Source organism: Halalkalibacter oceani (assembly GCF_040544555.1).
Taxonomy (GTDB): Bacteria; Bacillota; Bacilli; order Bacillales; family Bacillaceae_D; genus Halalkalibacter; species Halalkalibacter oceani.
This window is the reverse complement of record NZ_JBEPKD010000006.1, coordinates 42,221-67,442: the sequence shown is the minus strand read 5'-3', so window position 1 is coordinate 67,442 and position 25,222 is coordinate 42,221. Positions and strand designations below refer to the sequence as shown.

24 protein-coding genes are annotated in these 25,222 nt (G+C 46.2%); 7 read left to right on the top strand and 17 right to left on the bottom strand.

Features of this window, described 5'->3' with window-relative positions; all coding sequences use genetic code 11:
• Positions 1-303: 303 nt before the first annotated feature.
• Entirely contained in the window at positions 304-840 is a 537-nt protein-coding gene (lepB, locus tag ABMB67_RS09080; RefSeq protein WP_349775589.1) for a signal peptidase I, read from the bottom strand.
• A gap of 241 nt (positions 841-1,081) precedes the next feature.
• Positions 1,082-2,977: a PrkA family serine protein kinase gene (locus tag ABMB67_RS09075; protein ID WP_354571870.1), complete on the bottom strand. Its 1,896-nt coding sequence runs from the start codon at positions 2,975-2,977 to the stop codon at positions 1,082-1,084.
• 207 nt (positions 2,978-3,184) lie between these two features.
• Here ABMB67_RS09075 and ABMB67_RS09070 point away from each other — a divergent pair, with 207 nt between their 5' ends.
• Positions 3,185-5,041: a transglycosylase domain-containing protein gene (locus ABMB67_RS09070; RefSeq protein WP_354571869.1), complete on the top strand. Its 1,857-nt coding sequence runs from the start codon at positions 3,185-3,187 to the stop codon at positions 5,039-5,041.
• A gap of 62 nt (positions 5,042-5,103) precedes the next feature.
• Here the strand turns inward: ABMB67_RS09070 and ABMB67_RS09065 are convergent, their stop codons facing one another.
• The 5 genes from ABMB67_RS09065 to queG form a co-directional block, all read right to left on the bottom strand.
• Complete coding sequence (locus ABMB67_RS09065) at positions 5,104-5,661, bottom strand: DUF5366 family protein (protein ID WP_354571868.1); 558 nt, start codon at positions 5,659-5,661, stop codon at positions 5,104-5,106.
• A 354-nt stretch (positions 5,662-6,015) separates the two neighbouring features.
• Positions 6,016-6,489: a tRNA (uridine(34)/cytosine(34)/5-carboxymethylaminomethyluridine(34)-2'-O)-methyltransferase TrmL gene (gene trmL / locus ABMB67_RS09060; protein ID WP_251221405.1), complete on the bottom strand. Its 474-nt coding sequence runs from the start codon at positions 6,487-6,489 to the stop codon at positions 6,016-6,018.
• 149 nt (positions 6,490-6,638) lie between these two features.
• Positions 6,639-7,529 (bottom strand): amidase domain-containing protein, encoded by an 891-nt coding sequence (locus tag ABMB67_RS09055; protein WP_354571867.1) that lies wholly within the window; start codon positions 7,527-7,529, stop codon positions 6,639-6,641.
• A gap of 312 nt (positions 7,530-7,841) precedes the next feature.
• Positions 7,842-8,372: a methylated-DNA--[protein]-cysteine S-methyltransferase gene (locus tag ABMB67_RS09050; protein ID WP_251221403.1), complete on the bottom strand. Its 531-nt coding sequence runs from the start codon at positions 8,370-8,372 to the stop codon at positions 7,842-7,844.
• Between the two features lie 69 nt (positions 8,373-8,441).
• Positions 8,442-9,581 carry a tRNA epoxyqueuosine(34) reductase QueG gene (gene queG / locus ABMB67_RS09045; RefSeq protein ID WP_354571866.1) on the bottom strand — a complete coding sequence of 380 codons (1,140 nt, stop codon included), beginning with the start codon at positions 9,579-9,581 and terminating at the stop codon, positions 8,442-8,444.
• Positions 9,582-9,698: 117 nt separating this feature from the next.
• Between queG and ABMB67_RS09040 the strand changes: the two genes are divergently transcribed.
• Positions 9,699-10,373, top strand: coding sequence for a B3/B4 domain-containing protein (locus ABMB67_RS09040; protein ID WP_354571865.1), 675 nt, complete (start codon positions 9,699-9,701; stop codon positions 10,371-10,373).
• Between the two features lie 67 nt (positions 10,374-10,440).
• The gene (locus ABMB67_RS09035; protein WP_251221400.1) at positions 10,441-10,881 is read left to right on the top strand and encodes a Dps family protein; all 441 of its coding nucleotides are present in this window, start codon (positions 10,441-10,443) and stop codon (positions 10,879-10,881) included.
• Between the two features lie 258 nt (positions 10,882-11,139).
• Here the strand turns inward: ABMB67_RS09035 and ABMB67_RS09030 are convergent, their stop codons facing one another.
• Both ABMB67_RS09030 and ABMB67_RS09025 read right to left on the bottom strand, forming a co-directional pair.
• The gene (locus ABMB67_RS09030) at positions 11,140-12,546 is read right to left on the bottom strand and encodes an NAD-dependent succinate-semialdehyde dehydrogenase (RefSeq protein WP_354571864.1); all 1,407 of its coding nucleotides are present in this window, start codon (positions 12,544-12,546) and stop codon (positions 11,140-11,142) included.
• A 91-nt stretch (positions 12,547-12,637) separates the two neighbouring features.
• Entirely contained in the window at positions 12,638-13,246 is a 609-nt protein-coding gene (locus ABMB67_RS09025; protein WP_354571863.1) for a DUF3298 and DUF4163 domain-containing protein, read from the bottom strand.
• 190 nt (positions 13,247-13,436) lie between these two features.
• On the opposite strand from ABMB67_RS09025, the gene ABMB67_RS09020 reads away from it, so the two are divergent.
• Positions 13,437-14,246 (top strand): sensor histidine kinase, encoded by an 810-nt coding sequence (locus ABMB67_RS09020; RefSeq protein WP_354571862.1) that lies wholly within the window; start codon positions 13,437-13,439, stop codon positions 14,244-14,246.
• Positions 14,247-14,473: 227 nt separating this feature from the next.
• Here the strand turns inward: ABMB67_RS09020 and ABMB67_RS09015 are convergent, their stop codons facing one another.
• The 6 genes from ABMB67_RS09015 to ABMB67_RS08990 all read right to left on the bottom strand — a co-directional run bounded on the left by ABMB67_RS09015 (position 14,474) and on the right by ABMB67_RS08990 (position 21,060).
• Positions 14,474-14,980, bottom strand: coding sequence for a ferritin (locus ABMB67_RS09015; protein ID WP_251221396.1), 507 nt, complete (start codon positions 14,978-14,980; stop codon positions 14,474-14,476).
• A gap of 59 nt (positions 14,981-15,039) precedes the next feature.
• Complete coding sequence (locus ABMB67_RS09010; protein WP_354571861.1) at positions 15,040-16,326, bottom strand: MFS transporter; 1,287 nt, start codon at positions 16,324-16,326, stop codon at positions 15,040-15,042.
• A gap of 35 nt (positions 16,327-16,361) precedes the next feature.
• Complete coding sequence (gene glpK, locus ABMB67_RS09005) at positions 16,362-17,858, bottom strand: glycerol kinase GlpK (protein WP_354571860.1); 1,497 nt, start codon at positions 17,856-17,858, stop codon at positions 16,362-16,364.
• 307 nt (positions 17,859-18,165) lie between these two features.
• On the bottom strand, positions 18,166-18,498 hold the full coding sequence (locus tag ABMB67_RS09000; protein WP_354571859.1) for a DUF3870 domain-containing protein: 333 nt from the start codon (positions 18,496-18,498) through the stop codon (positions 18,166-18,168).
• Between the two features lie 81 nt (positions 18,499-18,579).
• The gene (locus tag ABMB67_RS08995) at positions 18,580-19,839 is read right to left on the bottom strand and encodes a nickel pincer cofactor-dependent isomerase, group 22 (protein WP_354571858.1); all 1,260 of its coding nucleotides are present in this window, start codon (positions 19,837-19,839) and stop codon (positions 18,580-18,582) included.
• 237 nt (positions 19,840-20,076) lie between these two features.
• On the bottom strand, positions 20,077-21,060 hold the full coding sequence (locus ABMB67_RS08990) for a quinone oxidoreductase family protein (protein WP_251221391.1): 984 nt from the start codon (positions 21,058-21,060) through the stop codon (positions 20,077-20,079).
• Positions 21,061-21,646: 586 nt separating this feature from the next.
• Between ABMB67_RS08990 and ABMB67_RS08985 the strand changes: the two genes are divergently transcribed.
• From ABMB67_RS08985 to ABMB67_RS08975, 3 genes are all read left to right on the top strand, one after another.
• Positions 21,647-23,110: an Msr family ABC-F type ribosomal protection protein gene (locus ABMB67_RS08985; protein ID WP_354571857.1), complete on the top strand. Its 1,464-nt coding sequence runs from the start codon at positions 21,647-21,649 to the stop codon at positions 23,108-23,110.
• A gap of 24 nt (positions 23,111-23,134) precedes the next feature.
• Positions 23,135-24,031, top strand: a complete 897-nt coding sequence (locus ABMB67_RS08980) for a macrolide 2'-phosphotransferase (protein WP_354571856.1) — start codon at positions 23,135-23,137, stop codon at positions 24,029-24,031.
• 126 nt (positions 24,032-24,157) lie between these two features.
• Positions 24,158-24,439, top strand: a complete 282-nt coding sequence (locus tag ABMB67_RS08975) for an MATE family efflux transporter (protein WP_354571855.1) — start codon at positions 24,158-24,160, stop codon at positions 24,437-24,439.
• On the opposite strand, the gene ABMB67_RS08970 is transcribed toward ABMB67_RS08975, so the two are convergent.
• Together ABMB67_RS08970 and ABMB67_RS08965 are read right to left on the bottom strand one after the other, a co-directional pair.
• Positions 24,417-24,572 carry a hypothetical protein gene (locus tag ABMB67_RS08970; protein WP_354571936.1) on the bottom strand — a complete coding sequence of 52 codons (156 nt, stop codon included), beginning with the start codon at positions 24,570-24,572 and terminating at the stop codon, positions 24,417-24,419. The genes ABMB67_RS08975 and ABMB67_RS08970 overlap by 23 nt on opposite strands.
• A 310-nt stretch (positions 24,573-24,882) precedes the next feature.
• Positions 24,883-25,170 carry a thiamine-binding protein gene (locus tag ABMB67_RS08965; protein ID WP_354571854.1) on the bottom strand — a complete coding sequence of 96 codons (288 nt, stop codon included), beginning with the start codon at positions 25,168-25,170 and terminating at the stop codon, positions 24,883-24,885.
• Between the last annotated feature and the right edge of the window lie 52 nt (positions 25,171-25,222).

The following is a 25,222-nucleotide window of genomic DNA, read 5'->3' as shown; positions in this document are numbered from 1 at the left end:
CTTTTGAGCCGGTTGAATATAATGGTCTCGAGCCATATCTAAAATGACTTACTCTATCCTATGCAGACAGGTCAGAGAGTTGCTAATAAATTCTGACAAATAGAGGGAAAATAAGCGGACAAGCATGGAGAACTCACCATCTCTCCTTTAGCTAAAAGATAAAAAAGAGCTTGAGACAAAACTAGCTTTGGACCTACTGGCAATGGCTTCACACGCCACAAGCCCGTTGTGAGAAACCCACTCACAACGGGCTTTAAAAGATCGTGGCGGTTCCGCTCATTGCTTAGAGAGGCTGGGTGGATATTATTCCACGACACCAGCTTCCGTCAAAGGCCAGAAACGCAAGTCAACCTTGCCGACAATCTGGTCAATCGGAACCGGTCCGATACGGCGGCTGTCAAGGCTGTTAGGCCGATTGTCGCCAAGAACAAAAACATGACCTGGAGGAATTTCCTCAGGGAAAGCGAAGTCATTTGTGTAAAAGCCAAACTCATATTCCTGCTTTTTCTGTTCAAGAAATGGTTCTTCTACCGGTTGATTATTAATATAGAGCACATCTTCTTTCACCGCTACTGTATCCCCCGGCAAGCCAATGACGCGTTTAATATAGTCCTCTGATTCTGTCGCATGGAAGACAATCAGATCAAAGCGGGACGGTTCTGTAAAACCGTAGCCGATTTTATTAATAATAAACCGCTCTCCGTCATAGACATTTGGCATCATCGATTCACCTTGTACTTCATAACTCGTAAACAAAAAAGTCCGCACGATTACGGCAAGAATGACAGCAATCATAATTGCTTTTGTCCACTCAAGCCACTCATTTTTCTTCGTCTCCACGGTAGCTCCTCCGACCTTTTTTCTTATTAACTTAACACTGTTTTCGGACAAGCTCAAGTCCCAGAGGCATAAACAAAAGTTAGCTTTCCCTTTTGTCTGTGCTCAAAGCAGTGTGCAGGGTCGTTTCAAGGTCTTTGCTCTCCATAAGGGTGAGGCATGCTACACGCGTGGCCGCTGCCTTTCCTTTTAAAAAAGGCTCCTCCTGCCAGAGAATGTACCGGCGGGAGAAGCCTTGCTTGTTTTACCGATTTAACAGGCTGCCTACATAGCGGAGCAGTTCATTGGCCGAGACGGAATTATAGCCGTGTTCGTCAATAAGACGGGCAATGACTTCATTAATCTTTTTAAGCTGGGATTCGTCCGGTGTTTTTGTTGATGTTGTAATTTTGACGATGTCTTTCAGGTCGGCAAACAGCTTTTTCTGAATCGCTTCGCGCAGACGCTCATGCGAGTTGTAATCAAATCGTTTCCCTTTGCGGGCGTAGGCGGAAATTCGAATTAAGATTTCTTCACGGAACGCCTTCTTCGCGTTTTCTGAAATGCCGATTTGCTCCTCGATCGAGCGCATCAGTTTTTCATCAGGTGTCATTTCCTCGCCGGTTAATGGATCACGTAGCTTATTTTTATTGCAATAGGCTTCTACGTTGTCTAAATAGTTATCCATCAGCGTTTTCGCCGATTCATCATACGAATAAACAAAGGCCTTCTGCACTTCTTTTTTAGCGATTGTATCATATTCCTTGCGCGCGATTGAGATAAAGTCCAAATAGCGTTCACGATCTTCCTTGGAAATCGACGCATGCTGGTTCAGTCCCTCTTTAATCGAACGCAGAACATCAAGTGCGTTAATCGACGTGAGCTGCTTGCGCACGATCGCCGATGAGATCCGGTTAATGACGTAGCGCGGATCGATTCCGCTCATTCCTTCATCCGGATATTCCTGCTTTAACTCCTCCAGGTCCTGCGAATTATAGCCTTCCACACTTTCTCCGTCATAAAGACGCATCTTCTTCAGCAGATCGACGCCCTGCTTTTTTGGCTCCTGCAGCCGGGTCAATATCGTGAAGATCGCCGCTACTTTTAAGGCGTGCGGAGCGATATGGACGTGAGACAGATCACTTTCGGCTATCATTTTCTTGTAAATTTTCTCTTCTTCGCTAACCTTTAAATTGTAAGGAATTTTCATGACGATAATGCGTGAATGGAGCGCTTCATTTTTTTTGTTTGAAATAAAGGAGCGATACTCCGACTCATTCGTATGAGCGACAATCAACTCATCGGCACTGATCAAGGCGAAGCGTCCCGCCTTAAAATTTCCCTCCTGTGTAAGCGAAAGCAAATGCCAAAGGAATTTCTCATCACATTTGAGCATCTCCTGAAATTCCATCATCCCCCGGTTCGCTTTGTTCAGCTCGCCGTCAAAACGATACGCTCGCGGGTCAGACTCAGAGCCGTATTCCGCGATTGTGGAAAAGTCAATACTCCCGGTTAAATCAGCAATGTCCTGCGATTTCGGATCGGACGGGCTGAACGTCCCGATCCCGGTTCGCTTATCTTCCGAAAAGAAAATCCGCTCGACGAGCACATCCTCAATCCGGCCGCCATACTCTTCTTCCAGCCTCATCATGTTCAGCGGTGACAGATTTCCTTCAATTTTAACCCCGTATTCTTCATAGAAATCCTGGCGAAGATGATTCGGAATCAGATGGAGGGGATCCTCATGCATCGGACAGCCTTTGATTGCGTAAACGGCGCCTCTCTCCGTCTTGGAATATTGTTCAAGCCCGCGCTTGAGCATCGTGACGAGCGTTGACTTCCCCCCACTGACCGGGCCCATCAGCAGCAAAATACGTTTTCGGACATCGAGACGCTTTGCCGCGGAATGGAAATATTCCTCAACCAGCTTCTCAATCGACTCCTCTACTCCGTAAAGCTGTTCACTAAAGAAGGCATATTTCTTTCTGCCATTTTCCTCCTCGACACCAGCATCCTTAATCATATGATAAACACGGGAGTGAGCGGTTTGGGCAATCCATGGCTTCTCTTTTAGAAGATCTAAATAATCAGCAAAGGTTCCTTCCCATTTCAAACGTTCTTCTTCTTCTCTAAAGTCCTCAATCTTTTTTAAAATACTCATGTGGCGAATACCTCCATCCTCGTGTTCAAGAGCGAGATTACTACACTTTATGCGCCAACTAAGGCGAACATGCATCTCAATTCCATTTCACTCCTGCCAGGCCTCTTGACCCGAACGGAACGGTTGCCTCAGCCGGAAGATTTTTCCCACTGTTTCTCCTGATTTGGTGTACAATGAGAGCGAGAACGATGAAGTGAGTGTGAGGATATGCTAAAACATGCTACAGGCTGGATGATGACGACCGGATTTCTGTTCATCTTTATCTTTTTCCTGGCCGAAGTCACCGCAGAGGTCGAAGAAGTTCAATCTCTTTCCAGTGCGCTTGAGCAGCACATTAATATAGAAGACGTTACGCTCTCCTCCAACAGCGCAATGTATGACCGTAACGGGGAATTGATTTCGGATATTTACCGCGATGAAAATCGAATATACCTTACGTATGAGGAAATCCCTTCCTTAATCGTACAAGCCTTTATCGCCACTGAGGATCAGCGTTTCTTTGAGCATAACGGGTATGACTCCATCGCGATTGCCCGCGCGATTGTATCCAATGCCAGACAGCAGGGGATCGAAGAAGGAGCAAGCACCGTGACCCAACAGCTGGCCCGTAATCTTTTTTTGTCACATGATCAAACCTATAATCGCAAAATGAGCGAAATTCTCTATGCACGTGAGCTGGAGAAACGCTATACGAAGGAAGAGATCATCGAGCTTTACCTGAATACGGTTTATTTCCACAACGGCGTCTACGGGATTGAGGCGGCTTCCACGTTTTATTTCAGTAAGCCAAGCCGCGAGCTCTCCCTCGCCGAGGTCGCTTTTTTGAGCGCCGTACCGAACAATCCGACGCATTATGACCCACTGACCCGAAGTGAACAGACAAAGCTCAGACAGGAATGGATCTTGCAGAAAATGCTCGAAGCAGGCTATATTTCAACCGAACAATATGAGGACGCTCTTGCCGAAGAAATCAAGCTGCAGGTGCGCCAGCGTGTCGATCGTTATCCTGATTACGTCACCTATATCCATCACGAACTGACCAGGCTTATTTCAGCGAGCGACGGCTATGAGCAGCGGCTGCGCCAGGCTGCTTCCGAGGAAGCGCAGGAACAAATCAGGTTTGAGCTGGAGGAAAAGGTCCAGGAGGTGCTTGAGCAGGGGGTTCGAATTGAAACAGCGCTCGATCCGCTAAAACAGGAACAGGCTGTCCAAACCGTTCAGCAGGAGCTGCCCCGCTCCGATATTGAAAGCGCCGTCGTCATGATCGATCACACGAAGCATGAGATTGTCGCGCTTACCGGCGGGAAGGATTATAAAAAGTTTAATTTCCACCGCGCCTTTCAAAGCTTTCGTCAGCCAGGCTCGGCAATCAAGCCGCTGCTTGTCTATGCACCTTATTTAAATGAATATGATATTCCGTTGCAGAGCACGATAAACGCCAACGATGTCTGTCGCGGCGATTATTGTCCGCGAAACTTCGGCGGGGGGCAATATGGGATGGTTTCGCTTGAAACGGCCTTTAAGCATTCCTTTAATACACCTGCTATCCGGATTATGGATCGGGTTGGGGTCGAAACAGCCTTTTCTTATTTGGAGCAACTGCCTTTCACAAAGATTGCTCCTGAAGATTACCGGCTTCCGGCTGCTTTAGGAGGCTTCACCTACGGGGTTTCCCCGCTTGAGCTGACCTCTGCCTATACAACGTTCGCAACAGGAGGCGCTTTTACCCCCTCCTACGGAATACGTCAGGTGACCAATAAGGAAGGCAAGGTGCTATATAGCTGGGAGCAGACGGAGACACAACTATGGAGAGAGTCAACCAACGAACAAATGCGAAGGCTGCTCGCTGCCGTGCTTGAGAGCGGCACCGGACAACGGGCTCGGATTGAGGGCGGTTACGCCGGGGGCAAAACAGGGACGACCAATGACTTTTATGACCTGTGGTTTGTCGGTTTGACCGACACGTATACGACCGGGGTATGGGTTGGAAAGGATACGCCAGCTGACCTGTCTGCCATTTACCGCGAGGCGCCGCATTTGCATATTTGGAGAAAGCTGCAGTAGACGGCTGAAGCGGCTCTGTGCTTGAAGTCGCTTCCTTTCGACCTTCCTTTTGATGAGGCCTCCTACAGCGGCAAACTGGCGATAAAGCTGTTATACAGCTTGAGTCCAGCATAGGCAACAGCAAGCACAAAGGCACTCCAAAAAATCATATGAAAGAAAATCATTCCGATCAGCCCTGCCGGATGAAAGGCATCCGTTAATTTATAAACAAGGTAAATAAAATAAATAAGACTAGCCCCGAGGAATACAATAATCAACAAGAGAAGCTCGCCCGACAGCAAAAGCACGATAATACTCGCAGCTAAGTAAATCGAGGAGCCCGCTTTTGCTTTATTAAGCTCATTGCCTTCCTCATCCTTTGAAAAGAACAGCATTGAAAGCTCGATTATCGTATCGGCGATCAATTTCAATGCGGAAAAAACCATAAAAAAGAATAAAACGAGTAAAAAAAGCAAGGTCAGCTTAATGCCGTTCTCCGAAAAAAATTCACGCATTCCTTCGTAAAGACCAAGCTTGGCCAGCTCATTTAAGATGAGCGTTTGGCTGTACATGGCAAAGGCAAGACTGAATAAAACGATTGAAATAAGCGGAAAATGACTTGTAATGTATCGATTTGACATGCGCTGGCGCTCCTATCTCCTGATCGCTTTTTACGTAAGCTGTTTGAGAATTCATTGACTTTTCATTTCTTTTACATCGAAGTTCGTATATAATAAAACTATGATTGTCACAAGGAGGAATCTTTATGGGTACTTTACTCATCCTTGGTGTTTGTGTTGTATTCCTTGCGGCTATCTTTACAGCCGGCTACGAGGACAACCCTCACAAGCATTAATGAAGAGGCTGGGACAAAAGGTTGTTTTTTTTACCTTTTGCCCAAACCGCCACGATCTTTTTAAAAGCCCGTTGTGAGAAATGCACTCACAACGGGCTTTTGGCGTGTGAAGCCATTGCCAATAGGTTCAAGCACTTTATTATGACAAACCGGGAAAGCCTTGCTGCCGAATCGCTTCGTAAATGACAATCGCCGCCGTATTTGATAAATTCAACGAGCGGATATGCTCCGTCTGCGGAATGCGAAAGCAGCGCTCTTTATACTGTTCGATCAGTTCAGCCGGAAGTCCGGTTGTCTCTCTGCCGAACACGAAGAAATGATCCCGCTCCTGGTTCGAATAATCAAACTCACTATAGTTTTTCGTTCCAACCGTCTCAATAAAATAAAATTCCCCTTGCGGATAAGTCGAAAACAGCTCGTCCACCGAGTCATAATAGCGGATCGTCACACTCGGCCAATAGTCACAGCCTGCCCGCTTCAGCATGCGGTCGTCAGTGGAAAAGCCAAGCGGCCGGATCAGATGAAGCGTCGTATTCGTTCCGGCACAGGTTCTGGCGATATTTCCTGTATTCGCTGGAATTTCCGGTTGATAAAGCACGATATGTAAACCCACATCCATGCACCTCTATTTCTGCATCACTTTTGTCGATATCGTCAACTCCCGTATTATACCACCTTCCTCCTATTCAAAAAAGAGATAGCGTCAATGTCTCCTCAAGCTGCATCTTTTTACAGCTTGAGGATGCTTGCATTCAATAACCGCTACGCATCGTCAATAATATGAAAAAACTTATAGTTAATTTGCGGCGTCCAGGCCGTTGAGTCTTCATACGCCCAATAGCGCATCCGGCTGTTTGAAGACTGGGCATTGACGAGCGGTTCACCATTGGCATCCTTCGCCACGACAATCGTTGAGTGCTGCCAGCGCCCATCCCCGTTAAAGTCATAGCAAATCACATCTCCCGGCTCCAGCTCCTTTGCCGATTGTCTTTCCTCTCCCCGCAAGCCGTCCTTTGAGCCGCTTAAATGCCAGCGCAGGGAGTGGGCGACAGACCAGCTGAAACTCCAATTTCCTCCTTGATACCACCAGCCCGTTGCCCGGTTCGGATAACCGGTCATTCGTGCTCCTCCGGCATACAGACATTGCGAAATAAAATTCGTACAGTTGTCCGTGAACCGATGATAGGCCGGATTATAGTCATCCCACCAAAGTTCAGCATACCGCACAGCTTCACGTCGATTATACGCACTCTTCCCTTTTTTAGATTGTCTTACGTCAGCAGAATCTCTCGCCTGCGCCTTTTTTTCCGGGAGATGAAACAGCTCCTCATCGCTTTTCACCTGTTTATCTTCAATCGTCGCCCTTCTGAATTCCAGCTTTTCCTCCAAATATACCGTGTCCTTCAAGGCAATTAACTGTTCACAGTGAAGAAAATAATCGATGATTTGCCGCGTGCCAACACGGATTGTTCGCAAAACATCCCCTTCCACATAAGAGCGGACGATTTTCGCTGACCGTTTTTCATGCATCTGAACTGTTCTTTGCGCCCGTTCAGCCGATAATGATGTTCTGTCAAGCTTTTGTGGCTCGACAAAGGCTTTGTTTTCTTTTTCAATATGATGATGGAGCATCCTGACAATTGAGTTGTTCATCCTGCTACTCCTTTCTCGTAACGCCGCAAAAGGATTCGATGTACGGAGCAAATGGGAATAAATCTTCTACTATAAAAATCCTATGCCTTGCCCTTTGTCCTTCATACATAAGAAACCGCACAGCGGTTTCTTAGAAGCGGCGTGCGCAGCCGTTACCATCATTTAAAGCTGGCTGAAAACGGGCTTTTTTCAGCCAGGCGCGTAACGTGCGAAGCCGACGCCCCGCCCCGAATCAACCCGAAGATTTTATACTTTCTTACTCTATTGAAAAAAGATGCCCCTGACTTTTCCGGGACATCCTTATTGCGTTTGTTATGAAATTTGTTCGATCGCACCCTCAAGGCCAAGTAGGATTTCTTTTTTATCGAGGCCGCCTCCATACCCAACCATGTTTCCATTGCTACCAATAACACGGTGACAAGGAATGATGATCGGCAGCGGATTCTTGTTGTTGGCTCCACCAATCGCCCTGATCGCTTTCGGAGCCCCTATTTCCTGGGCAATCTGCTTATAGGACTTGGTCGTTCCATATTGAATTGTTCGCAGCGCATTCCAAACCTTCTTTTGAAAAGGCGTACCACACAAGTCAATCGGAAGGTCGAACTCAAAACGCTTCCTTGCAAAATAATCCTCAAGCTGCTCACAAACCGGGCGGATATGTTCTTTCGAACGGAGCAGTTCGCCTTTTCGGCCATTTTTCTTTAACCATGTTTTTATGTTGACCATACTTGCTTCCAGTTCGCCAAAATGGATGTGACAAACGCCTTGATCCGATGCAACGATTGTAAGTTTACCAATGGGACTATCCATTTCGTCAACAAAATGTGTCAGTTGCGTTGTCATGATATCCCTTCCTTCCAATTGTCAAGGTTGTTCTAATCTTACCTTACCCTATCATGAATTGCTCGCGGCTTACTGTTTATTTTCCAACAAAATTATCGCATTTTCCAGCTCTCGCGCGACTTCCTCGTCTGTTTCGCTGTTTTTCGCTTTTTCAAGCTCGTTTTTCTCTTTTATCGTCCCTATTTCTCCAATCGCCCAGGCTGCTGTTCCTCGAATGACAGGGCGCGGATCGTCCGTAAGCAGCGTGCTTAACAAGGGCAACGCCTTTTCGTCTTTGAAATGGGCAAGCGCGATAATCGCATTGCGCTGAATCGGTTTTTTTCCACGCCAAGAGCCGGAAACATGACCAAACTTCTCTTTGAACTGCCGATTCGTCATCGTTAGCAACGGCAACAGCTTCGGCTTAGCAATCTCTGGATCGGGCTCCATTTCCTCATGTATATGAAAATCTTTCCCTTTGTTTTCAGGACAGACCTGTTGACATGTGTCACAACCGTAAAGCCGGTTTCCCAGCTTCTTGCGATATGGCTCCGGGAGGAAGCCTTTTGTTTGTGTCAGAAAAGCAATGCACGACTGGGAATTCAGCTGTCCCCCCTGAACCAGAGCACCAGTCGGACAAGCATCAATACATTTTGTACACGAGCCGCACTGCTCCGTGATCGGCACATCAGGCTCGATCGCCAGCGTCGTAATAAGCTCTCCCAAGTAGACATAGCTTCCGAATTCCGGTGTGATAATCGCGCAATTCTTTCCACTCCAGCCAATGCCCGCCCGCTCGGCGACAGCCCGGTCAGCCAGCTCACCTGTATCTACCATTGAAAGCGTCCTTTCATCTGGAAAGCGTGACTGAATGAATTGTTCAATTTTCTGCAAACGCTCACGCAACACATCATGATAATCTTTCCCCCACGATGCCCGGCAAAAAATGCCGCGCCGTTCTTCCTTTGTGCTCTTAGGAGGATTTTTCATTTTTGATGGATAAGCAAGCGCAATTGAAATAATCGTTCGGGCTTCCGGCAAAACCCGCCTTGGCTCGACCCGCTTTTCAATATCCGGCTCTTCAAAACCAGACTGGTAGCCAAGCTCCTGTTGCGTTTGCAGGCGGTCCTTCAGCTTAAGAAAGGGGTCAGCCGTCGTAAACCCAATCTTATCCACTCCTATTGACTTACTATATGCAATAAGCTCATCCTTAAATTGGGCGTTTGTCATAGCCCTCACCTTTCTTCTATCTTTTTCTATTATTATGCTACAATAGGCGATGTAGCCACTATCTTCCTACATATAACGGACCAATCCAAACCAGCAAATAAAGGAGGTTCTCTATCTGTGATTCATGTACATATTCACCAATCACTCAGTCAAATCCTTTCCGGCTTTAAAATCGGGGTCGTCCACTACGAGGATATCGTCGTTAGTGACTCTCCGCAAATGTTAAAAGGACGTTTACAGTTTTTTCAAGAGACGATCCGCGTCGATTTAGAAAACAAGTCCTTATCCGATGTTACTGGAATTTCTGAGTGGAGACAAGTCTTCAGGCAGCTCAAAATTGACCCGGGACGCTATCGGCCGTCTCACGAAGCGCTTTACCGCCGCATCGCTAAAGGACAACCGCTGCCACTGATTAATTCAGCTGTTGATTTAAATACGTTTTTTTCATTAGAATATGCGATCCCGCTCGGGATTTATGACCAAGCCCATCTTAACGGCGACGTGACGATCCGGATCGGCAACGAAACGGATCACTATGAAGGAGTCAATGGCCGGGACAATCAAATGGCCAACAAGCTTGTCAGCGCCGACGAGCTTGGAGCGTTCGGAAGCCCGCTCGTTGATTCAAAACGAACGATCGTGACATCGGCGACGACATCGGCGTTGCAGCTCTTTTATTTACGGCCGGCCACCTCAATCGAAGAAAGCGGCAAACTGCTTACCGCGGCAGCGAAGATGTTCACCCAGATTCATGGCGGTGAATGTTCAACAACTGTCATCAGCGAGGATTAAATAATGTTTACAATCATTATAAATAGGGAAATAGTATAACTGAAGACAATAAAAGGAGGACTTTCTCATGAGTCAAGAAAAAGTAGCAGCCATTCTAAACAAACAAATTGCCAATTGGAGCGTCCTATTCGTTAAACTTCACAATTATCACTGGTATGTGAAAGGCCCTCAGTTTTTTACTCTACACGAAAAGTTTGAAGAACTCTACAATGAAGCCTCAGTCCATATTGACGAACTGGCTGAGCGTCTGCTTGCCTTAAAAGGACAGCCTGTCGCTACAATGAAGGAATACTTGGAGACTGCTTCCGTCAAAGAAGCACCGGGCGGCCAGGATGCAGAAGCAATGGTTGCCGAGCTTGTTTCCGATTTTGATACATTAATCGAAGAGCTAAAAGGCGGTATGGAAGCAGCCGATTCACTCGGTGATGAAACAACAGCCGATATGCTTTTATCAGTACACCAATCACTCGAAAAGCACAATTGGATGCTTCGCTCATTCTTGAAATAAGAGCTTTGAACACAAGCAGGAAGGATAGATCCTCCTGCTTGTTTTTTGTGCTTCGGCTTGTGCTGGTTCTTCAGAAGAACTGGTCTCGACTCCACTCGCTGCTCGTCAGCTGGGATACGTGGCAACGGCTTCGTCCTGCGCAAAGTCAGTACGGAAGAAAGGCACTTCAGTACTGACTTTTAAAACCATGCGCAGACTTCGCACGCCGCTTCGAGGTTGTCTAAAAAGGTCAAAAGCGTACCTTTTTAGACAACCTCTTTAAAACGCGACGGAGATGTATTTGACTTCGACGAATTCTTCCATTCCGTGGTGTCCGCCTTCTCGGCCGATGCCGCTTTCTTTCCAGCCGCCAAATGGTGCCTGGGCGGAGGATGGGACGCCATCATTGATGCCGACGATGCCGTACTCCAGCTTTTCACTTATGCGGATCGCGCGCCCGATATCGCGGGTGAAAAGATAGGCGGCGAGACCGTACGGACTATTGTTGGCGCGGCGAATCACTTCCTCCTCTGTTTCAAAGGTGGAGATCGGAGCAACCGGGCCAAAGGTTTCTTCCTGCATGCATTGCATCTCTTCCTTCACCCCGCTGAGCACAGTCGGCTCAAAAAACAACCCATCGATTTTCTTTCCACCGACTACGACAGACGCCCCTTTTTCGGTCGCATCTTTAATATGCTCTTCAACCTTGTTCAGCGCATCTTCATCAATCAATGGGCCAAGGTCATTTTCCTCCATCCCGTTTCCAGTCTTCAGCTCACGCACAGCGTTGCCGAACTTCTCGGTAAACTCATCCTTTACCGCTTCCGCGACGTACAAACGATTGGCGCAGACACATGTCTGCCCGGCATTGCGGTATTTCGAGGCGATTGCCTGCTCGACAGCGAGATCAAGGTCAGCATCATCCATGACAATTAGCGGGGCATGTCCGCCAAGCTCAAGGGAAATTTTCTTCACCGTCTTTGCCGCACCGTTCATTAAATGCTTCCCTACTTCGGTTGAGCCTGTGAACGTTAATTTCCGTACCCGTTCATCCTCCTGCCACGCATCGACGATCTCGCTTGATTTTCCAGTCACAACGTTGATCACACCGGCTGGAATTCCGGCTTCCTCCGCTAATTCAGCCAATCTTAACGCGGTGAGTGGCGTTTGACTCGCCGGCTTAATGACAATCGTGCAGCCTACCGCCAGAGCCAGGGCGACCTTCCGCGTAATCATCGCCGCCGGGAAGTTCCATGGCGTCACCGCCGCGACGACACCAACCGGCTGACGCTGGACAAAAATCCGCTTATGCTTCGCCGAAGCGGGTATCGTTTCACCATAGAGCCGCTTCCCTTCCTCGGCATACCACTGAATAAAAGCATTCGCGTAATTCACTTCGCCTTTTGCTTCCTTCAACGGCTTCCCCTGCTCTGTTGTCATCAGCTCGGCAAGCTCCTGCTCATGTTCTTTAATCAATTGAAACCAGGCCATCAGTAGCTCACTACGCTCATTTGCGGTTTTTCCCGACCAATCCGCAAACGCCTCATAAGCAGCATCGACAGCCTGTTGCGCCTCCTTCTTCCCACCATTTGGAACACGATCAACCACTTCTCCTGTCGCCGGGTTAAGGACGTCCTTTTGCTCTAACTCCTCACCAGTCCACTTTCCATTAATGAACAACTTCATGCAAAAATCCTCCTTTAACCATGATGTGATCCTTTACCACTTGCGCGAAAAAATCAAACCTGCCCCGGCCTCTTCTTGACGAACCAACAAGTCAGCCGATCATTCTTCCTAAAGGTCCATCCTCTGCGACAATATGCTCAAGCTCATAGACAGGAATGACAAAATAAGGAATGCCCGCAGCATAAGGAAGCAGTTCGTACAATTGAAAATAAAGAACGAGCGCTTTATCGGCAATATAAAAATATTGATTCGGCGCAATTCCTTTAAATTCAGTTAATAATGGCAAATCCCTTTCTTTTAATTGCCGTCTAATTATCGCATTTAACGCTTTTGAATAATTTGCCCCCGGCTTAAATAAATCCTTTAACGTATAAATGTCACCAGTCACCGTATTCATCGTCAGTGAGCGTTGAATCGTTAAACCGTGGGCCCCACCTGAGTAGGCATAATGGTTGTTTGTTAAGCTGATGATATCGCGTTGATTCGTTTTCACTTCAAACCCGCCCGTAATTACCGTCTGCGGCTCCTTTTCATAGCCCTGCTTCTTAATCATCGTCATAACCTGTTTTACAATTCTTCTATTAAGCTTTTCCTGAACCTGCTGATTCGCCAAACCTGATAGTTCAGGGTAATAAATATCAAGGCGCGGTTGAACAAGGTGGCGAGCAATAACCTGCACAGGTAATTGCCAAGTATTCATCTCACGTTCCCTCCTCCTGTCGATTCTCTAATATATATGACAGACAAACGTCCTGTAGGTTTAATTTTTTTTCTAATTAGGAAGGAAATTGGCAAATCAACTAGAATTTAATATAAGTGAGAACGTTTATTCCATATGACTTTTTTCTAACTGGAACGATTATTATTCAAGTAGGAGCGACACAACTTCAATGAACCTATCATTTATAAAAAAATGGTTTTCCAAAAAAAGTGAGAAGCAAGATCACAAGGAAAAACATGACGAAAAGCAAAGCGACACTTCCTCAAATGAATCAGCGCAGCCCGCAAACGAGAACTATCACGCCGTCATCGGCAGAATGTCTGCTTTTTTCGCCCACGAAATTCGCAATCCATTAACATCAATTATCGGGTTCGCAGAGTTTATGGAGCAGCATCCCGCCATTAAAGCCGATCCTAATATCGCTCACTATACGTCGATTATTCGCGAGGAAGCATTGAAAATGGAGCTGCTGATCCAGGAATTATTAAGTCTGTCCAAATCACATTTGGATCACGATAATCTCTCCATTATCGATGTCAAACAAAGCGTAAACAAAATCATCACCATTTATACGATGAAAGCCGATAAGCAAAACATTACCTTCCAAACTCACATTGAAGAAGATGTATACATAACCGGGAATTCCAGTCGATTTGAACGAATGATTATCAATTTAATCAATAATGCGATCGAAGCAATTCAAGAGGAAGGCACCATCGAAATCCGGATCGTCAAAGAACATAAGCATGTTTACATTTCGATCATTGACAGCGGTCCCGGGATCGACCCTGATCAGCTGGAGCAAATCTTTTATCCTTTTTACACAACGAAGGACGAAGGCACCGGAATCGGACTGCCAATTTGCAAAACGATTGTTGAAACCTTAAATGGAACGATGGATATTACAAACCACCCGACAAAGGGCGTTCACGTAAAAATGAAAATCCCCTACAGCGAACACGCCACCCGTAATAACTGAATGGAGCTGAGCAAAAGGTTATTTCACCTTTTGCCCAGCTCCTAAGCAATGAGCGGAACCGTTACAATCTTTTACGGATGTCTTTAAAACGAGTTACATTCAGTCATCCGCATAATGCGCGGAGCCGGTGCCCTTCCTTGAATCAAGCTGAATATTTTTATACTCTCTAAAACAAGCAATGCCAGCAAGGGAAGCTCCCTTCACTGACATCACCCTCATCTCCTTGATTAATCATCGCTTGCCGTAAAAGAACGCTTGGAAAATTCATTATCCAGCATAAAAAAGGCGTTGCTGTCATCGTCAATGCGTTTCAGCTTCTGAATGATGCTGTCGAATAAATCCTCCTCTTCAACCTGCTCCTCAATAAACCATTTCAAAAAGTTAATCGTCGCATGCTCGCGTGCGTCCCACGCCAAATCTGATAAGTGGTAAATTTTCTTTGTCACTTCTTTTTCCTGAGCAAGCGATTTTTCAAAAGCATCGAGAACAGAGGAAAATTCATTATTCGGGGCGGGTAGCGCCTGGATCACCGCTCTCTCCCCAAGAACATTAATAAAATTATAAAACTTCATCGCATGAAACCGTTCCTCTTCGGCCTGGACGAGAAAGAAATTGGCAAATCCATCAAGGCTTTCGTCAGAGCAATACGCGGCCATCGCCAAATAGGAATGGGCGGCATAGAATTCGTAATTCATCTGATCATTTAAAGCCGTTAGCAGCTTATCATTTAACATGTTCGTCCTCCTTTATTTTTTCTTAGGTTAACTGTTACATTACCCACTTCTTTTTATTTCTAAACCCGGCTTGATTTCTCCTGCTTCGGGAGGAGAAAGCTCATGCATGAGGCGAGAATACAAAGCGCCATCGCCATGTAAAACGTAATATCATAGCCACCAGTCAAATCAAAGAGCACTCCTGGGACGTACGCTCCTAAAGCCGCCCCCACCTGATGGCTGAAGAAAAACAAGCCGATAATAAAGCCGAGCGCCTGCGGTGGAAAATAAAGGGACGCCAGATTCATCGTCGGCGCAACGGTCGAAAAGTCTACAACGCCAAACGAGACTGAGAACAGCATCAATAAGAAGGAATGGCCAAGGGCAAAACCGAACAGAACAGGATCATAAATGATCACTAATAAAATGACGATCGTCAAAGCGCGTATACCATATAATCCGCCAAGCATGTAGCGGCTGTCCCATTTGTCAGAGAGATAGCCCGAAAGAATCGTCCCCCCAAAATTAAACAGAGCCAATGCGCTCACCGCCGTCCCGGCTATCGCCGCGGAAAACCCGCAAAACTCGGCGAATGGAACAAGATGCGTATCAATTAAGCCACTCGTTGTAAAGCCGCAGACGAAAAAAGGAAGCAAGAGGAACAAAAACGCCCGTCTCCTGAATAACCCGCCAAGCACGGCAAAAAGAGAAGGCCGCTCTTCCTCCTCCATTCCTGCTTGGCGTGGATCAGTCTGCTCTCCCGTTCCGCCATAGGGATCGAGTCCCCTTTCCTCCGGCAAAGAGGCATAAAAGAAATAAATAACCGGCACCATGACGACCAACAGCAGCAGCCCTAACATCATAACGGCTTGACTCCAGCCAAAGAGATGAATCAGGACAATCGATAACGGCACGATCAAAAACTGCCCCGACGCGGTTCCCGCCGTCATCATGCCGATCGCCAACCCTCGCTTCGCCGAAAACCACTTTGTCACGACGACCGTCCCTAACACATTCGACGCCCCGCCAAAACCGACCGAGGCAATAATTCCATAAATGAGCATTAAATGCCACGGCTTCGTCGCCAACGCTGTTACAAGCATTGAAAGCGAGACGACGAGCACACTGAGCATTAATACCTTCTTGGCCCCGATTCGATCAATCAAACGACCGATAAAAGGCTGAAAGAGACCGAATACGAGATAGCTGACGAGCGCGACTGCCGATATTTCAGCGCGGCTTGACTGGAATGCTTCCTCCCATGGCGTCAAAAAGGCCCCGAAGGAAAGGCGGATCCCCTGTGCCAGCATAAGGGAAGCGAAGGTAATCAGCAAAATGATCCACGCATAATGTATATTTTTTTTCATACGTTCTCTCCTGTCTTTTCCTCTTCAGAAACGCTCTATGATTTAAACACCATCGCCGCTTTCACAGCCTTTTGCCACCCTTGATAAAGCGCTGACCGCTCCGCCTCCTCCATCTCCGGAGAGAAGGTCCGCTCCACCGCCCATTGCTGCGCGATTTCGCTTTTATCCTTCCAAAAGCCGACGGCGAGCCCCGCCAAATAGGCTGCCCCGAGCGCGGTCGTTTCCTGGATCATCGCCCGTTCTACCGGTACATTGAGCAAATCACTTTGAAATTGCATCAAAAAATGATTGGCGACCGCCCCTCCATCGACGCGCAGCGTCTTCACCGCTATGCCCGAGTCGGCCTCCATCGCTGTCAGCACATCCTTTGTCTGATATGCCAGTGACTCTAGCGTTGCCCGGATAAAATGCTCCTTACTCGTACCGCGCGTCAAGCCGAAGACGGCACCGCGGACATCACTGTCCCAATAAGGAGTGCCGAGACCGACAAAAGCCGGCACCACATAAACCCCGTCAGTCGACGTGATCCGCGTCGCATATTGCTCACTATCCTTCGCTGCCTTAATCATTCGCATCCCGTCCCGGAGCCATTGAATCGCCGAACCGGCGACAAAGACGCTTCCCTCCAGCGCATACTCCACCTTGCCATCAACGCCCCATGCCAATGTCGTCAGCAGCCCGTGCTTCGACGTAACCGCTTTTTCCCCCGTATTCATCAGCATAAAGCAACCTGTCCCATACGTGTTTTTCGCCATTCCCTCTTCAAAACATGCCTGCCCGAACAAAGCCGCCTGCTGATCCCCGGCAGCGCCAGCAATCGGCACCTCAAGTCCGAAGAAATGATAGTTCACAGTCTTGCCATAAATCTCGGAGGAAGGCCGGACCTCCGGCAGCATAGCTTCAGGTACATCAAGCATGGCGAGCAGATCGGCATCCCATTTCCGCTCATAGATGTTATACAGTAACGTTCTCGAAGCATTTGAATAATCCGTCACATGCACCTTTCCGCCCGACAGCTTCCAGATCAGCCACGTTTCGACCGTGCCAAAGAGAAGCTGCCCTTTCTTCGCCTTTTCCCGCGCCCCTGCGACATGATCCAAAATCCACTTCAGCTTCGTTCCCGAAAAGTACGCATCAATAAGCAGACCGGTTTTTTCTTTGACCATCTGCTCATGGCCCTGCTGCTTCAACTGTTCACAGATTGCCGCCGTTTGCCGCGACTGCCAAACAATCGCCTGATAAACCGGCTGACCTGTTTCCTTATCCCAGACAATTGTCGTCTCCCGTTGATTGGCAATCCCGATCGCTGCGATTTCATATTCCCTGACATTCGCTTTTAGCATGACCCCAGACATTACCGCAAGCGTCGAAGCCCAAATCTCATTCGCATTTTGCTCGACCCAGCCCGGCTGCTGATAGATTTGCTTAATTTCCTTCTGCTCCACTGCTATTTTCCGACCGGATTGATCAAATAAAATAGCGCGAGAGCTTGTCGTTCCCTGATCCAATGCCAAAATATATGACTTTTTCATTTCCTTCCTCCCATCTACGTAAGAAAAAAATTCCACGCAGGCGATGCTTCGTTTTGCTGCCATGAGCCGGAAAACCATACGAAAAATGCAACTACTGTATTTACCTGCATGTCGAGCGAAGTCTTCAGGAGCGACGGATTCCCCGCTTTTCATTTGTTCGGATAGTCAGATAGAAAATACGTTTGACCCCGCTTCGTTTTTTCTTAGATCGAATCATCACGCAAATTTTTATCCTTTCGAAATGAACCATGTGAAAAAGCTATTAGCAGAGCGCGATTCTTCGCTAATAGCTTTTTTCATTTCCCCTTTATTGGGTTGTTTCCTCTATTTGCAGCTGCACAAACTGCTTATGTAAATCTTTTATCGCTGCCACGAGCGCATTCGTCGCTTTCCCTTTATAGTGGCGTACAATCAGCTCGACCGGCTCCTCAACCCCATCCTTCAGACTGACTCCCCGCAGGATACGGTCAATGTATTGACGACTATGCTCCGTCGCCAACGTACAGGAAGCCTGAATAATGACCCCATATTTCCGATCAACTTCGGCGGTGATCGTTAGCGTCTCGAATACACTTTTCGCTGCCATCCCTTGCGGCAGCCGGGCATGACCGGCAATAAATATCGTATTAATCGTGATCATCACTCCACCTTTTCGTTGTCCTTCTTCTTACTATCGCTATTTCTACATAGCGATTTCCATTTCCTGCTTGCGAGACGAAATTTAAACAGATGTCAGCTTATATGCAAGCATCCCTTCATCATTGAAGCGTAGCTGTCTCCTTGCTTCCATTTCAAACTGCACAGCGCACTTTTCCATTTGTTCAAGCACCGGCTTTGAAACAAGAAGACGGTCAAGATGCAAAGTATTTGGTACTTGCACCAGCTTGACGCCCGTAAGATCAACGTCCGGCCCTAAGCTGCCGCAGGCGCTTTCAATCGCTTCCTGTTCATGATCGTAAATAAACGGCAGCATCGCCCTTTGTAAATACGTGCTCGTAATCGAGTTGGTATATGTCGCTTGCCGGTCAATCCGGTTCACGAGCCGCTGGGTCGTAAAATCAGCGAGCCCGACCCCCTGGGCATTGCCGAAGGATTGTTCCGCCAGGTCGAGCACTACGATCCGTTTCACGTCAGGTTTTTCCGGCTCCGGCACGCCCTCAATCCGCCAGCGCCCGATAATGTTTGGATCCATTCCCGTCCCACTGAAAATCTTCCCCATCTCTTCGACAATTAGCACATCAATCGTATCGACGGGAAGCCTCGGCATCATTTCTTTTGAACGCTTCAGCAGTTCGGCTTCGACCTCGAACCACTTTTCCGTTCCAACCCCGACAATGTCAGCCGTCTGATCATAGCCATTCTCAATAATCGCCAGCCCCATCACAATCGGTGAATGCCGGAGCGCGCTGGCGCAGACGGTCTCAATGTTTCTCGCCATATGCAAGGCACCATTGGCATGAACAAAGCTGGCACCTCTTCGCTTTCCCAGTCCGATCGTCACCATTTTGCTAAGTCCGCTCTCTACCCGTCCGCGAAAAGCCGTATGCGCTTTGATCCGGTTGATGACAATGACACCGTCCGCCCCGTAAGCATGCTTATCCATATACACCGGCACGCCGTCGTCCGTCTCGGCGATTTGCTCAACTTCCATGGAAGAACGGATTTCAGCGCCGACAGATTCGGTCGTTATCCCTAGATGATGAAGCACCTCCACCTGTCCATCCGCCGTCGCTCCACCGTGGCTGCCCATCGCCGGCACAAGAAAAGGGCGATACCCAAGCCCCTTTAACGTCGAAACCGTCTCCCGCAAAATCAGCACAATATTGGCGATCCCCCTGCTCCCCGCGGTAATCGCAACCTCCGCTCCCTTTGGCAAAGCAGTCAGGGCTGAATTGTTCATCAGTTCTCTTTGAATCGTCCCGCTAATATCCACAAGCTTGTCATCGCGAAATTTTTGCCGTATTTCATACATTTCCATCATCTTATCAGCCCCTTTCCAGCTGGCAGGAGGACTGTTTCAAAGGTCATCGAAGGATACCTAATCGCCTCCTCACGTCTTGCCCAAAGAGATGAATCCACAGTCCTTAGCTCTAAAAAAGTTCATACTCTCACTTATCTTAGGAGCTCTACCAGCTATTTTAACATGAGAAGCTACTTTACAATTTATCTCTATAGCTGTTACAAAGGCAACCCATCACGATAATAAAACGCTTACATTTTAGGGGATGAGCAAGATTTTCCCCGTACTCTTTCTACTTTCAACATGAGCCTGAGCCTCGCCGGCTTTCTCCAGCGGAAAACGCTCGGAAATTTGCATCTGGAGTTTCCCCCCGACTAATAATTGAATCAATTGTTCAGCACTGTCGCGCAGAAAAGCCGGTCTTCTTTTCCGATACGTCCCGGTACTGTAGCCTATCACCGTCCGGCAGCTCGAATGAAGGGCGTTCGTCTTCACTTCTCCAGGGTGAGACCCATCATTGGCGTGACCGAAATTAACAATCCGACCGAAATGGCTTAGACACTCCATACTCCGGTTGAAGTTGTCGCCGGCAACCGTATCGAGAATCACATCCACTCCTTCTTCCTTCGTCAGCTTCATCACTTCATCGACAAAGTTCTGCTCGCGGTAATTAATGACGTGATCAGCTCCAAGCGATTCCACAAGTTGTTTCTTTTCGTCACTGCCAACCGTGCCGATAATTGTCGACGCCCCGTACAGCTTTGCCAGCTGAACAGCCGTCGTTCCAATCCCTCCCGCCGCCGCGTGAATCAAAATCGATTCACCTTCAACAAGCCTTGCCATTTTTTTTATCACATTATAGGCGGTAACCCCGACTGTTAATGAAGCGGCAGCCGTTTCGCTATCCAATTCATCCGGAAGCGCGTAGGTCAAAATAGGGTCAGCCTTCACATATTCCGTATAGGAGCCGCCTTTTGGAAACGCCATGACCCTTTGCCCTTCTTTTAAACCCCGGACCTCCTCCCCCGCCTTGACGATCACCCCGGCACAATCAAGCCCGGGAGTAAAAGGGAATCCAGTCTGTCCATGATACTCTCCTACCCGCGCTTTAATATCAGCGAAGTTGACACTGATCGCTTCAACCTTAATCAATACCTCCGTTGGCGAAATCTCAGGAATCTCCCTCTCTTCCACCCGCAACACATCAGGTCCGCCGTGCTCCGCCACAACAACCGCCTTCATCCTTTTCACCCTTTCCGGTTTTTTCAGTCTATTCAATTGTAAGTATAGCGGTTATTATTCTGAAAATAAAGCACTTTCAGAATAGTTTTAAGCGATAGCATTCAAGTTTCCTTATGGTTTAACAAGTAATCTGATGTTACATAATGATTGTGTATGCTAGTATCGTTGTACTGCACAGTAAATGGAGCTTTTTTCTCAGGGTTTTTATTGACAATAATCATAAGTAAATGTACAGTGTATCTTATATTACGCAAAAGGAGGGTTGTTAAAAATGATGCCATCAGGAAGATTACGCCAGCAAACTTTGAACAATAGGTAACTAAATATGTTCAAAGGCTCTGTTTTCATAAAGCAGAGTAAACGGGAGTAGTCTGTACATTTTTAATAATCTTCTACGGGGAAGTTTACATTTTTCACCTAGAGGAAGGCAGATATCCATCTGTCTTTTTATATGTCTTTTTTCGCTCATATAAAGGAAGACGTTTATTTGCTATACCTCGTTTACTCTTCACCACAGACAGTAGCCTGTCTGTGGTTTTTTATGATTACATTCCTTTAGATTCCATAAAAAAAAGGGAGTGTAATAATGGAAAAACTAGTTTTGGAATTGAAAGATATAGAAGTATCATTCTTTGATCGAACTATTCTCACCATTAATAACTTGAAAGTCCACCAATTTGATCGAATCGGTGTCGTTGGGAAAAACGGTAGTGGTAAAAGCACATTATTGAAGCTTTTGCACCAAGATCTCCAACCTAATAAAGGACATGTAAACCGTTTGATTGATTTTGGGTGTTTTCAACAAACCGAGTCCCCATCTAATCAAGCTTCTGATTTTAAATTACTTGGCCAATTTAACGTACCAGATCGACTTGCCACCCAAATGAGTGGTGGTGAACAAACTCGGTTGAAGCTAGCTCAACTATTTTCAACTTATTATGAAGGGCTGCTTATTGACGAACCGACTACTCACCTTGATACAAAGGGCGTTGATTTTCTTATCGAGGAATTAATGTACTATTACGGCGCACTCATTTTGGTCAGTCACGACCGTTACTTACTTGATCAGCTTGTGACAAAGATATGGGAAGTAAATGAGGGCAAAATTATTGAATATACAGGTAACTATTCTGATTATGAACGTCAAAAAGAACTTGAACGTATCCAACAACAAGAACGACATGAAAAATATGTAAAGGAAAAACAAAGGCTGATATCTGCTGCAGATGAAAAAATGAAAAAAGCAAAGAAAATTACACAAGCAAACCAGTCTATGTCAAAAAAAGAAGTAAATACACCTGCAAACCGTATGTTTATGACTAAACAAAAAGATACTAGTCAAAAGTCGGTTCAACGAGCGGCAAAAGCATTAGAAAAACGAGTAGAACAATTAGATGAGGTAAAAGCGATAGAAACGGAAAAGACGATTCGCTTTCATCAACCCAAACTGCTTCAATTGCATAATAAGTTTCCGATCATGGCAGACCGACTAACCATTAAAATGAAGGATACACTACTGTTTGACCATGCAAGCTTTCAGTTCCCGTTGGGCAAAACCATTGCGATTACTGGCTCAAATGGGTCTGGAAAATCAACGTTATTAAACCATATCCTTCATGACAGAGAAGGCATTATCCTTTCTCCCAAAGTGGTTTTTGGTGTGTATCAACAACTCGACTATCAATTTAGTAAGGATAAAAAGGTTCTAGAATTTATGAAAGAAAACAGCCACTACGAACAAAGCAAAATCCGTGCTGTTTTGCATGCGATGAACTTTACAGGAAACGATCTAAAAAAAGAAACCTCTCAGTTAAGTGGCGGTGAGGCTATACGCTTAAACCTTTGCCAACTGTTTCTTGGCTCTTATAATGTGCTCATATTAGACGAACCAACAAACTTTTTAGATATTCATAGCATGAAAGCACTTGAGACGTTTCTGCTTAATTATGAAGGAACCGTTTTATTAGTTAGCCATGACCGTGAGTTTGTCAAACGTGTGGCAGATCATAGATATGAAATACAAGAAAAAAGAATCAAACAAATTTATTAGAATGAACATTTGGAGGAAATAAACATGAATACACTTAAACTTAAGCAATTAGCAATGAACAAAGGATTAGATATTGTAGAAAACAGTATCAAAATCAATGAGTCTGGGGTTGACTTTCAAGTAGCCTACGCTAAAGATCAACATGATGATAAATGGATTCTAAGAATCCCACGTAGACCAGAGTCAATGAGGCATGCACGCCAAGAGAAAAAAGCATTAGACATCATTCACCGCCATGCAAGCTTTCAAGTTCCGGATTGGTCTATCTTCTCTGAAGAATTAATTGCTTATAAGCAATTAAGCGGACTTCCTGCAGCGACAATTGACGTGGAGCAACAGAACTATGTATGGAGTTTTGATGAATCCAATGTTCCACCTGCGTATTATCAATCATTAGGAAAAGTCCTAGCAGATTTACACTCATTGCCTCACGAACAATTCAAACATATTGGGGTTGAAATTCTTCGTGCCAGTGAGTTAAGAGTTTCCATGAAACAGCGAATGGAACGGGTAAAAAAACAATACAAGATCAATCCAACTTTATGGGATCGCTGGCAAGCATGGCTGGCGGAAGACTCCCTTTGGCCCCCCCATGTAGGAGTAAAACACGGCGACTTACATCCAGGTCATATCCTCATTAATAAAAATTATCAAGTTATTGGCTTAATTGACTGGACAGAAGTTGGGATTGCTGATGTATCCGTCGATTTCATGGCCCATCACCTCCTTTTTGGGAGTGATGGACTAACAAAGTTAATCGACGCTTATGACAACGCCGGTGGAAAAACGTGGTCAAGAATGTTTGAGCATATTGTAGAGCTTCTAACAACAAGCGGCATCACTGTAGCTGAATTTGCAGAAATCTCAGGCCTTCAAGAGATGCACGAAACAGCTGCACACATGCTTGCTAGCGAAATGTAATGAAACGGACTGGTCGTTTAGCTTTGCTTAACGACCAGTCTGATAAGGAGAATAAAAATTGAAACGTAATAACCAAACTTTAAATGCGAGTGAAAAACTTAGGACAGAAAAGCCATCGAAGTTGTTATGGAATTTATCGATTCCCGCGATGGTCGGCCGGCATTATTTAATGTCGTTGATATCTTTTTCATCTCATATGCAGAAGGTGTAGATGCGGTTGCAGGATTGACTGTAGCATTTCCAGTCATGATGGTCATGATATTATCGAGTGCTGATGATATCGGTGCAGCTTCTATCATATCAAGACGGTTAGGAGAAAAAAGAGAGGAAGATCCAAATATGGTTTTTGGAACATTCATTTTTCTAATCATGATCATCAGTTTTATTAGCTTGTTCTTAAGGGCTTGAATAAGAATACGTTAATGACGACAAATATAGAGTTAATGACAACAAATTCCAATGATAACCATATCGTTTCGCGCTTTTTTTGAAATTGTTTTGCTCCGTAGTTATATCCGTCAATAGGTAACATCCCTTGCATCACACCAATCATCGGCCTTACTGCAAACCCGATTAGACGCTGTGCAATACCAAAGGCAGCTCAATACATATCGCCACCGTGTTGAATGAGCATTGCATTTATTGCAACCATAATAAGGTTGTTCGATGAAGATTGTACAAAGTCAGGGAATCCAATTGTCGTAATTTCTTTTGCTATAGAAACCCTAAACCGAACATTGAAAGTTGAAATAATAACAGAGGAATGAGAGAGGAGAACGCTAGGAACTGTCAAGTTCATAGGCTGGGCAAAAGGTAGAAAAACTACCTTTTTTTGTCCCAGCCCGATTCGCTTAATTAACATGCGTCATCTTATCTTCAATCGAAACACCGTCGGGATTGTAATGGATCTTGATGTTCGTCAATACCTCAGAGGCGCCAAGCTCAATACCGAGCTCCTGCGTACGTTTCAGCAAGCTAAAGACCTCATCAATGTTACCTTCAACGACCGTCTCCATCGGGCCAACATGATAGCGCAGTCCCGACTCCTTCACAACCTCAACAATTCGCGGAATCATCCCATTCGTATCGACATCCTGACCATTCGGCAGTACTTGAAAACCAGCTGTCACATTATTCATCTTCATCGCTTCCTTTCTTAGGAATAAGAAATACTCTATTATACCGTTTCCT

What these genes read in the sequence shown, in the direction of transcription:
- ABMB67_RS09050 (WP_251221403.1), bottom strand. Translation starts at nt 8,372, where the DNA reads ATGACAACGCAACTGACACATTTTGTTGACGAAATGGATAGTCCCATT.
- ABMB67_RS08980 (WP_354571856.1), top strand. Translation starts at nt 23,135, where the DNA reads ATGAATACACTTAAACTTAAGCAATTAGCAATGAACAAAGGATTAGAT.
- ABMB67_RS09055 (WP_354571867.1), bottom strand. Translation starts at nt 7,529, where the DNA reads ATGAACAACTCAATTGTCAGGATGCTCCATCATCATATTGAAAAAGAA.
- glpK (WP_354571860.1), bottom strand. Translation starts at nt 17,858, where the DNA reads ATGAAAAAGTCATATATTTTGGCATTGGATCAGGGAACGACAAGCTCT.
- ABMB67_RS09030 (WP_354571864.1), bottom strand. Translation starts at nt 12,546, where the DNA reads ATGAAGTTGTTCATTAATGGAAAGTGGACTGGTGAGGAGTTAGAGCAA.
- ABMB67_RS09020 (WP_354571862.1), top strand. Translation starts at nt 13,437, where the DNA reads ATGAACCTATCATTTATAAAAAAATGGTTTTCCAAAAAAAGTGAGAAG.
- ABMB67_RS09070 (WP_354571869.1), top strand. Translation starts at nt 3,185, where the DNA reads ATGCTAAAACATGCTACAGGCTGGATGATGACGACCGGATTTCTGTTC.
- ABMB67_RS08995 (WP_354571858.1), bottom strand. Translation starts at nt 19,839, where the DNA reads ATGATGGAAATGTATGAAATACGGCAAAAATTTCGCGATGACAAGCTT.
- ABMB67_RS09075 (WP_354571870.1), bottom strand. Translation starts at nt 2,977, where the DNA reads ATGAGTATTTTAAAAAAGATTGAGGACTTTAGAGAAGAAGAAGAACGT.
- ABMB67_RS08985 (WP_354571857.1), top strand. Translation starts at nt 21,647, where the DNA reads ATGGAAAAACTAGTTTTGGAATTGAAAGATATAGAAGTATCATTCTTT.
- ABMB67_RS08990 (WP_251221391.1), bottom strand. Translation starts at nt 21,060, where the DNA reads ATGAAGGCGGTTGTTGTGGCGGAGCACGGCGGACCTGATGTGTTGCGG.
- ABMB67_RS09065 (WP_354571868.1), bottom strand. Translation starts at nt 5,661, where the DNA reads ATGTCAAATCGATACATTACAAGTCATTTTCCGCTTATTTCAATCGTT.
- ABMB67_RS09010 (WP_354571861.1), bottom strand. Translation starts at nt 16,326, where the DNA reads ATGAAAAAAAATATACATTATGCGTGGATCATTTTGCTGATTACCTTC.
- ABMB67_RS09000 (WP_354571859.1), bottom strand. Translation starts at nt 18,498, where the DNA reads ATGATCACGATTAATACGATATTTATTGCCGGTCATGCCCGGCTGCCG.
- queG (WP_354571866.1), bottom strand. Translation starts at nt 9,581, where the DNA reads ATGACAAACGCCCAATTTAAGGATGAGCTTATTGCATATAGTAAGTCA.
- ABMB67_RS08975 (WP_354571855.1), top strand. Translation starts at nt 24,158, where the DNA reads ATGGAATTTATCGATTCCCGCGATGGTCGGCCGGCATTATTTAATGTC.
- ABMB67_RS09025 (WP_354571863.1), bottom strand. Translation starts at nt 13,246, where the DNA reads ATGAATACTTGGCAATTACCTGTGCAGGTTATTGCTCGCCACCTTGTT.
- ABMB67_RS09015 (WP_251221396.1), bottom strand. Translation starts at nt 14,980, where the DNA reads ATGTTAAATGATAAGCTGCTAACGGCTTTAAATGATCAGATGAATTAC.
- ABMB67_RS08965 (WP_354571854.1), bottom strand. Translation starts at nt 25,170, where the DNA reads ATGAATAATGTGACAGCTGGTTTTCAAGTACTGCCGAATGGTCAGGAT.
- ABMB67_RS08970 (WP_354571936.1), bottom strand. Translation starts at nt 24,572, where the DNA reads ATGCAAGGGATGTTACCTATTGACGGATATAACTACGGAGCAAAACAA.
- ABMB67_RS09035 (WP_251221400.1), top strand. Translation starts at nt 10,441, where the DNA reads ATGAGTCAAGAAAAAGTAGCAGCCATTCTAAACAAACAAATTGCCAAT.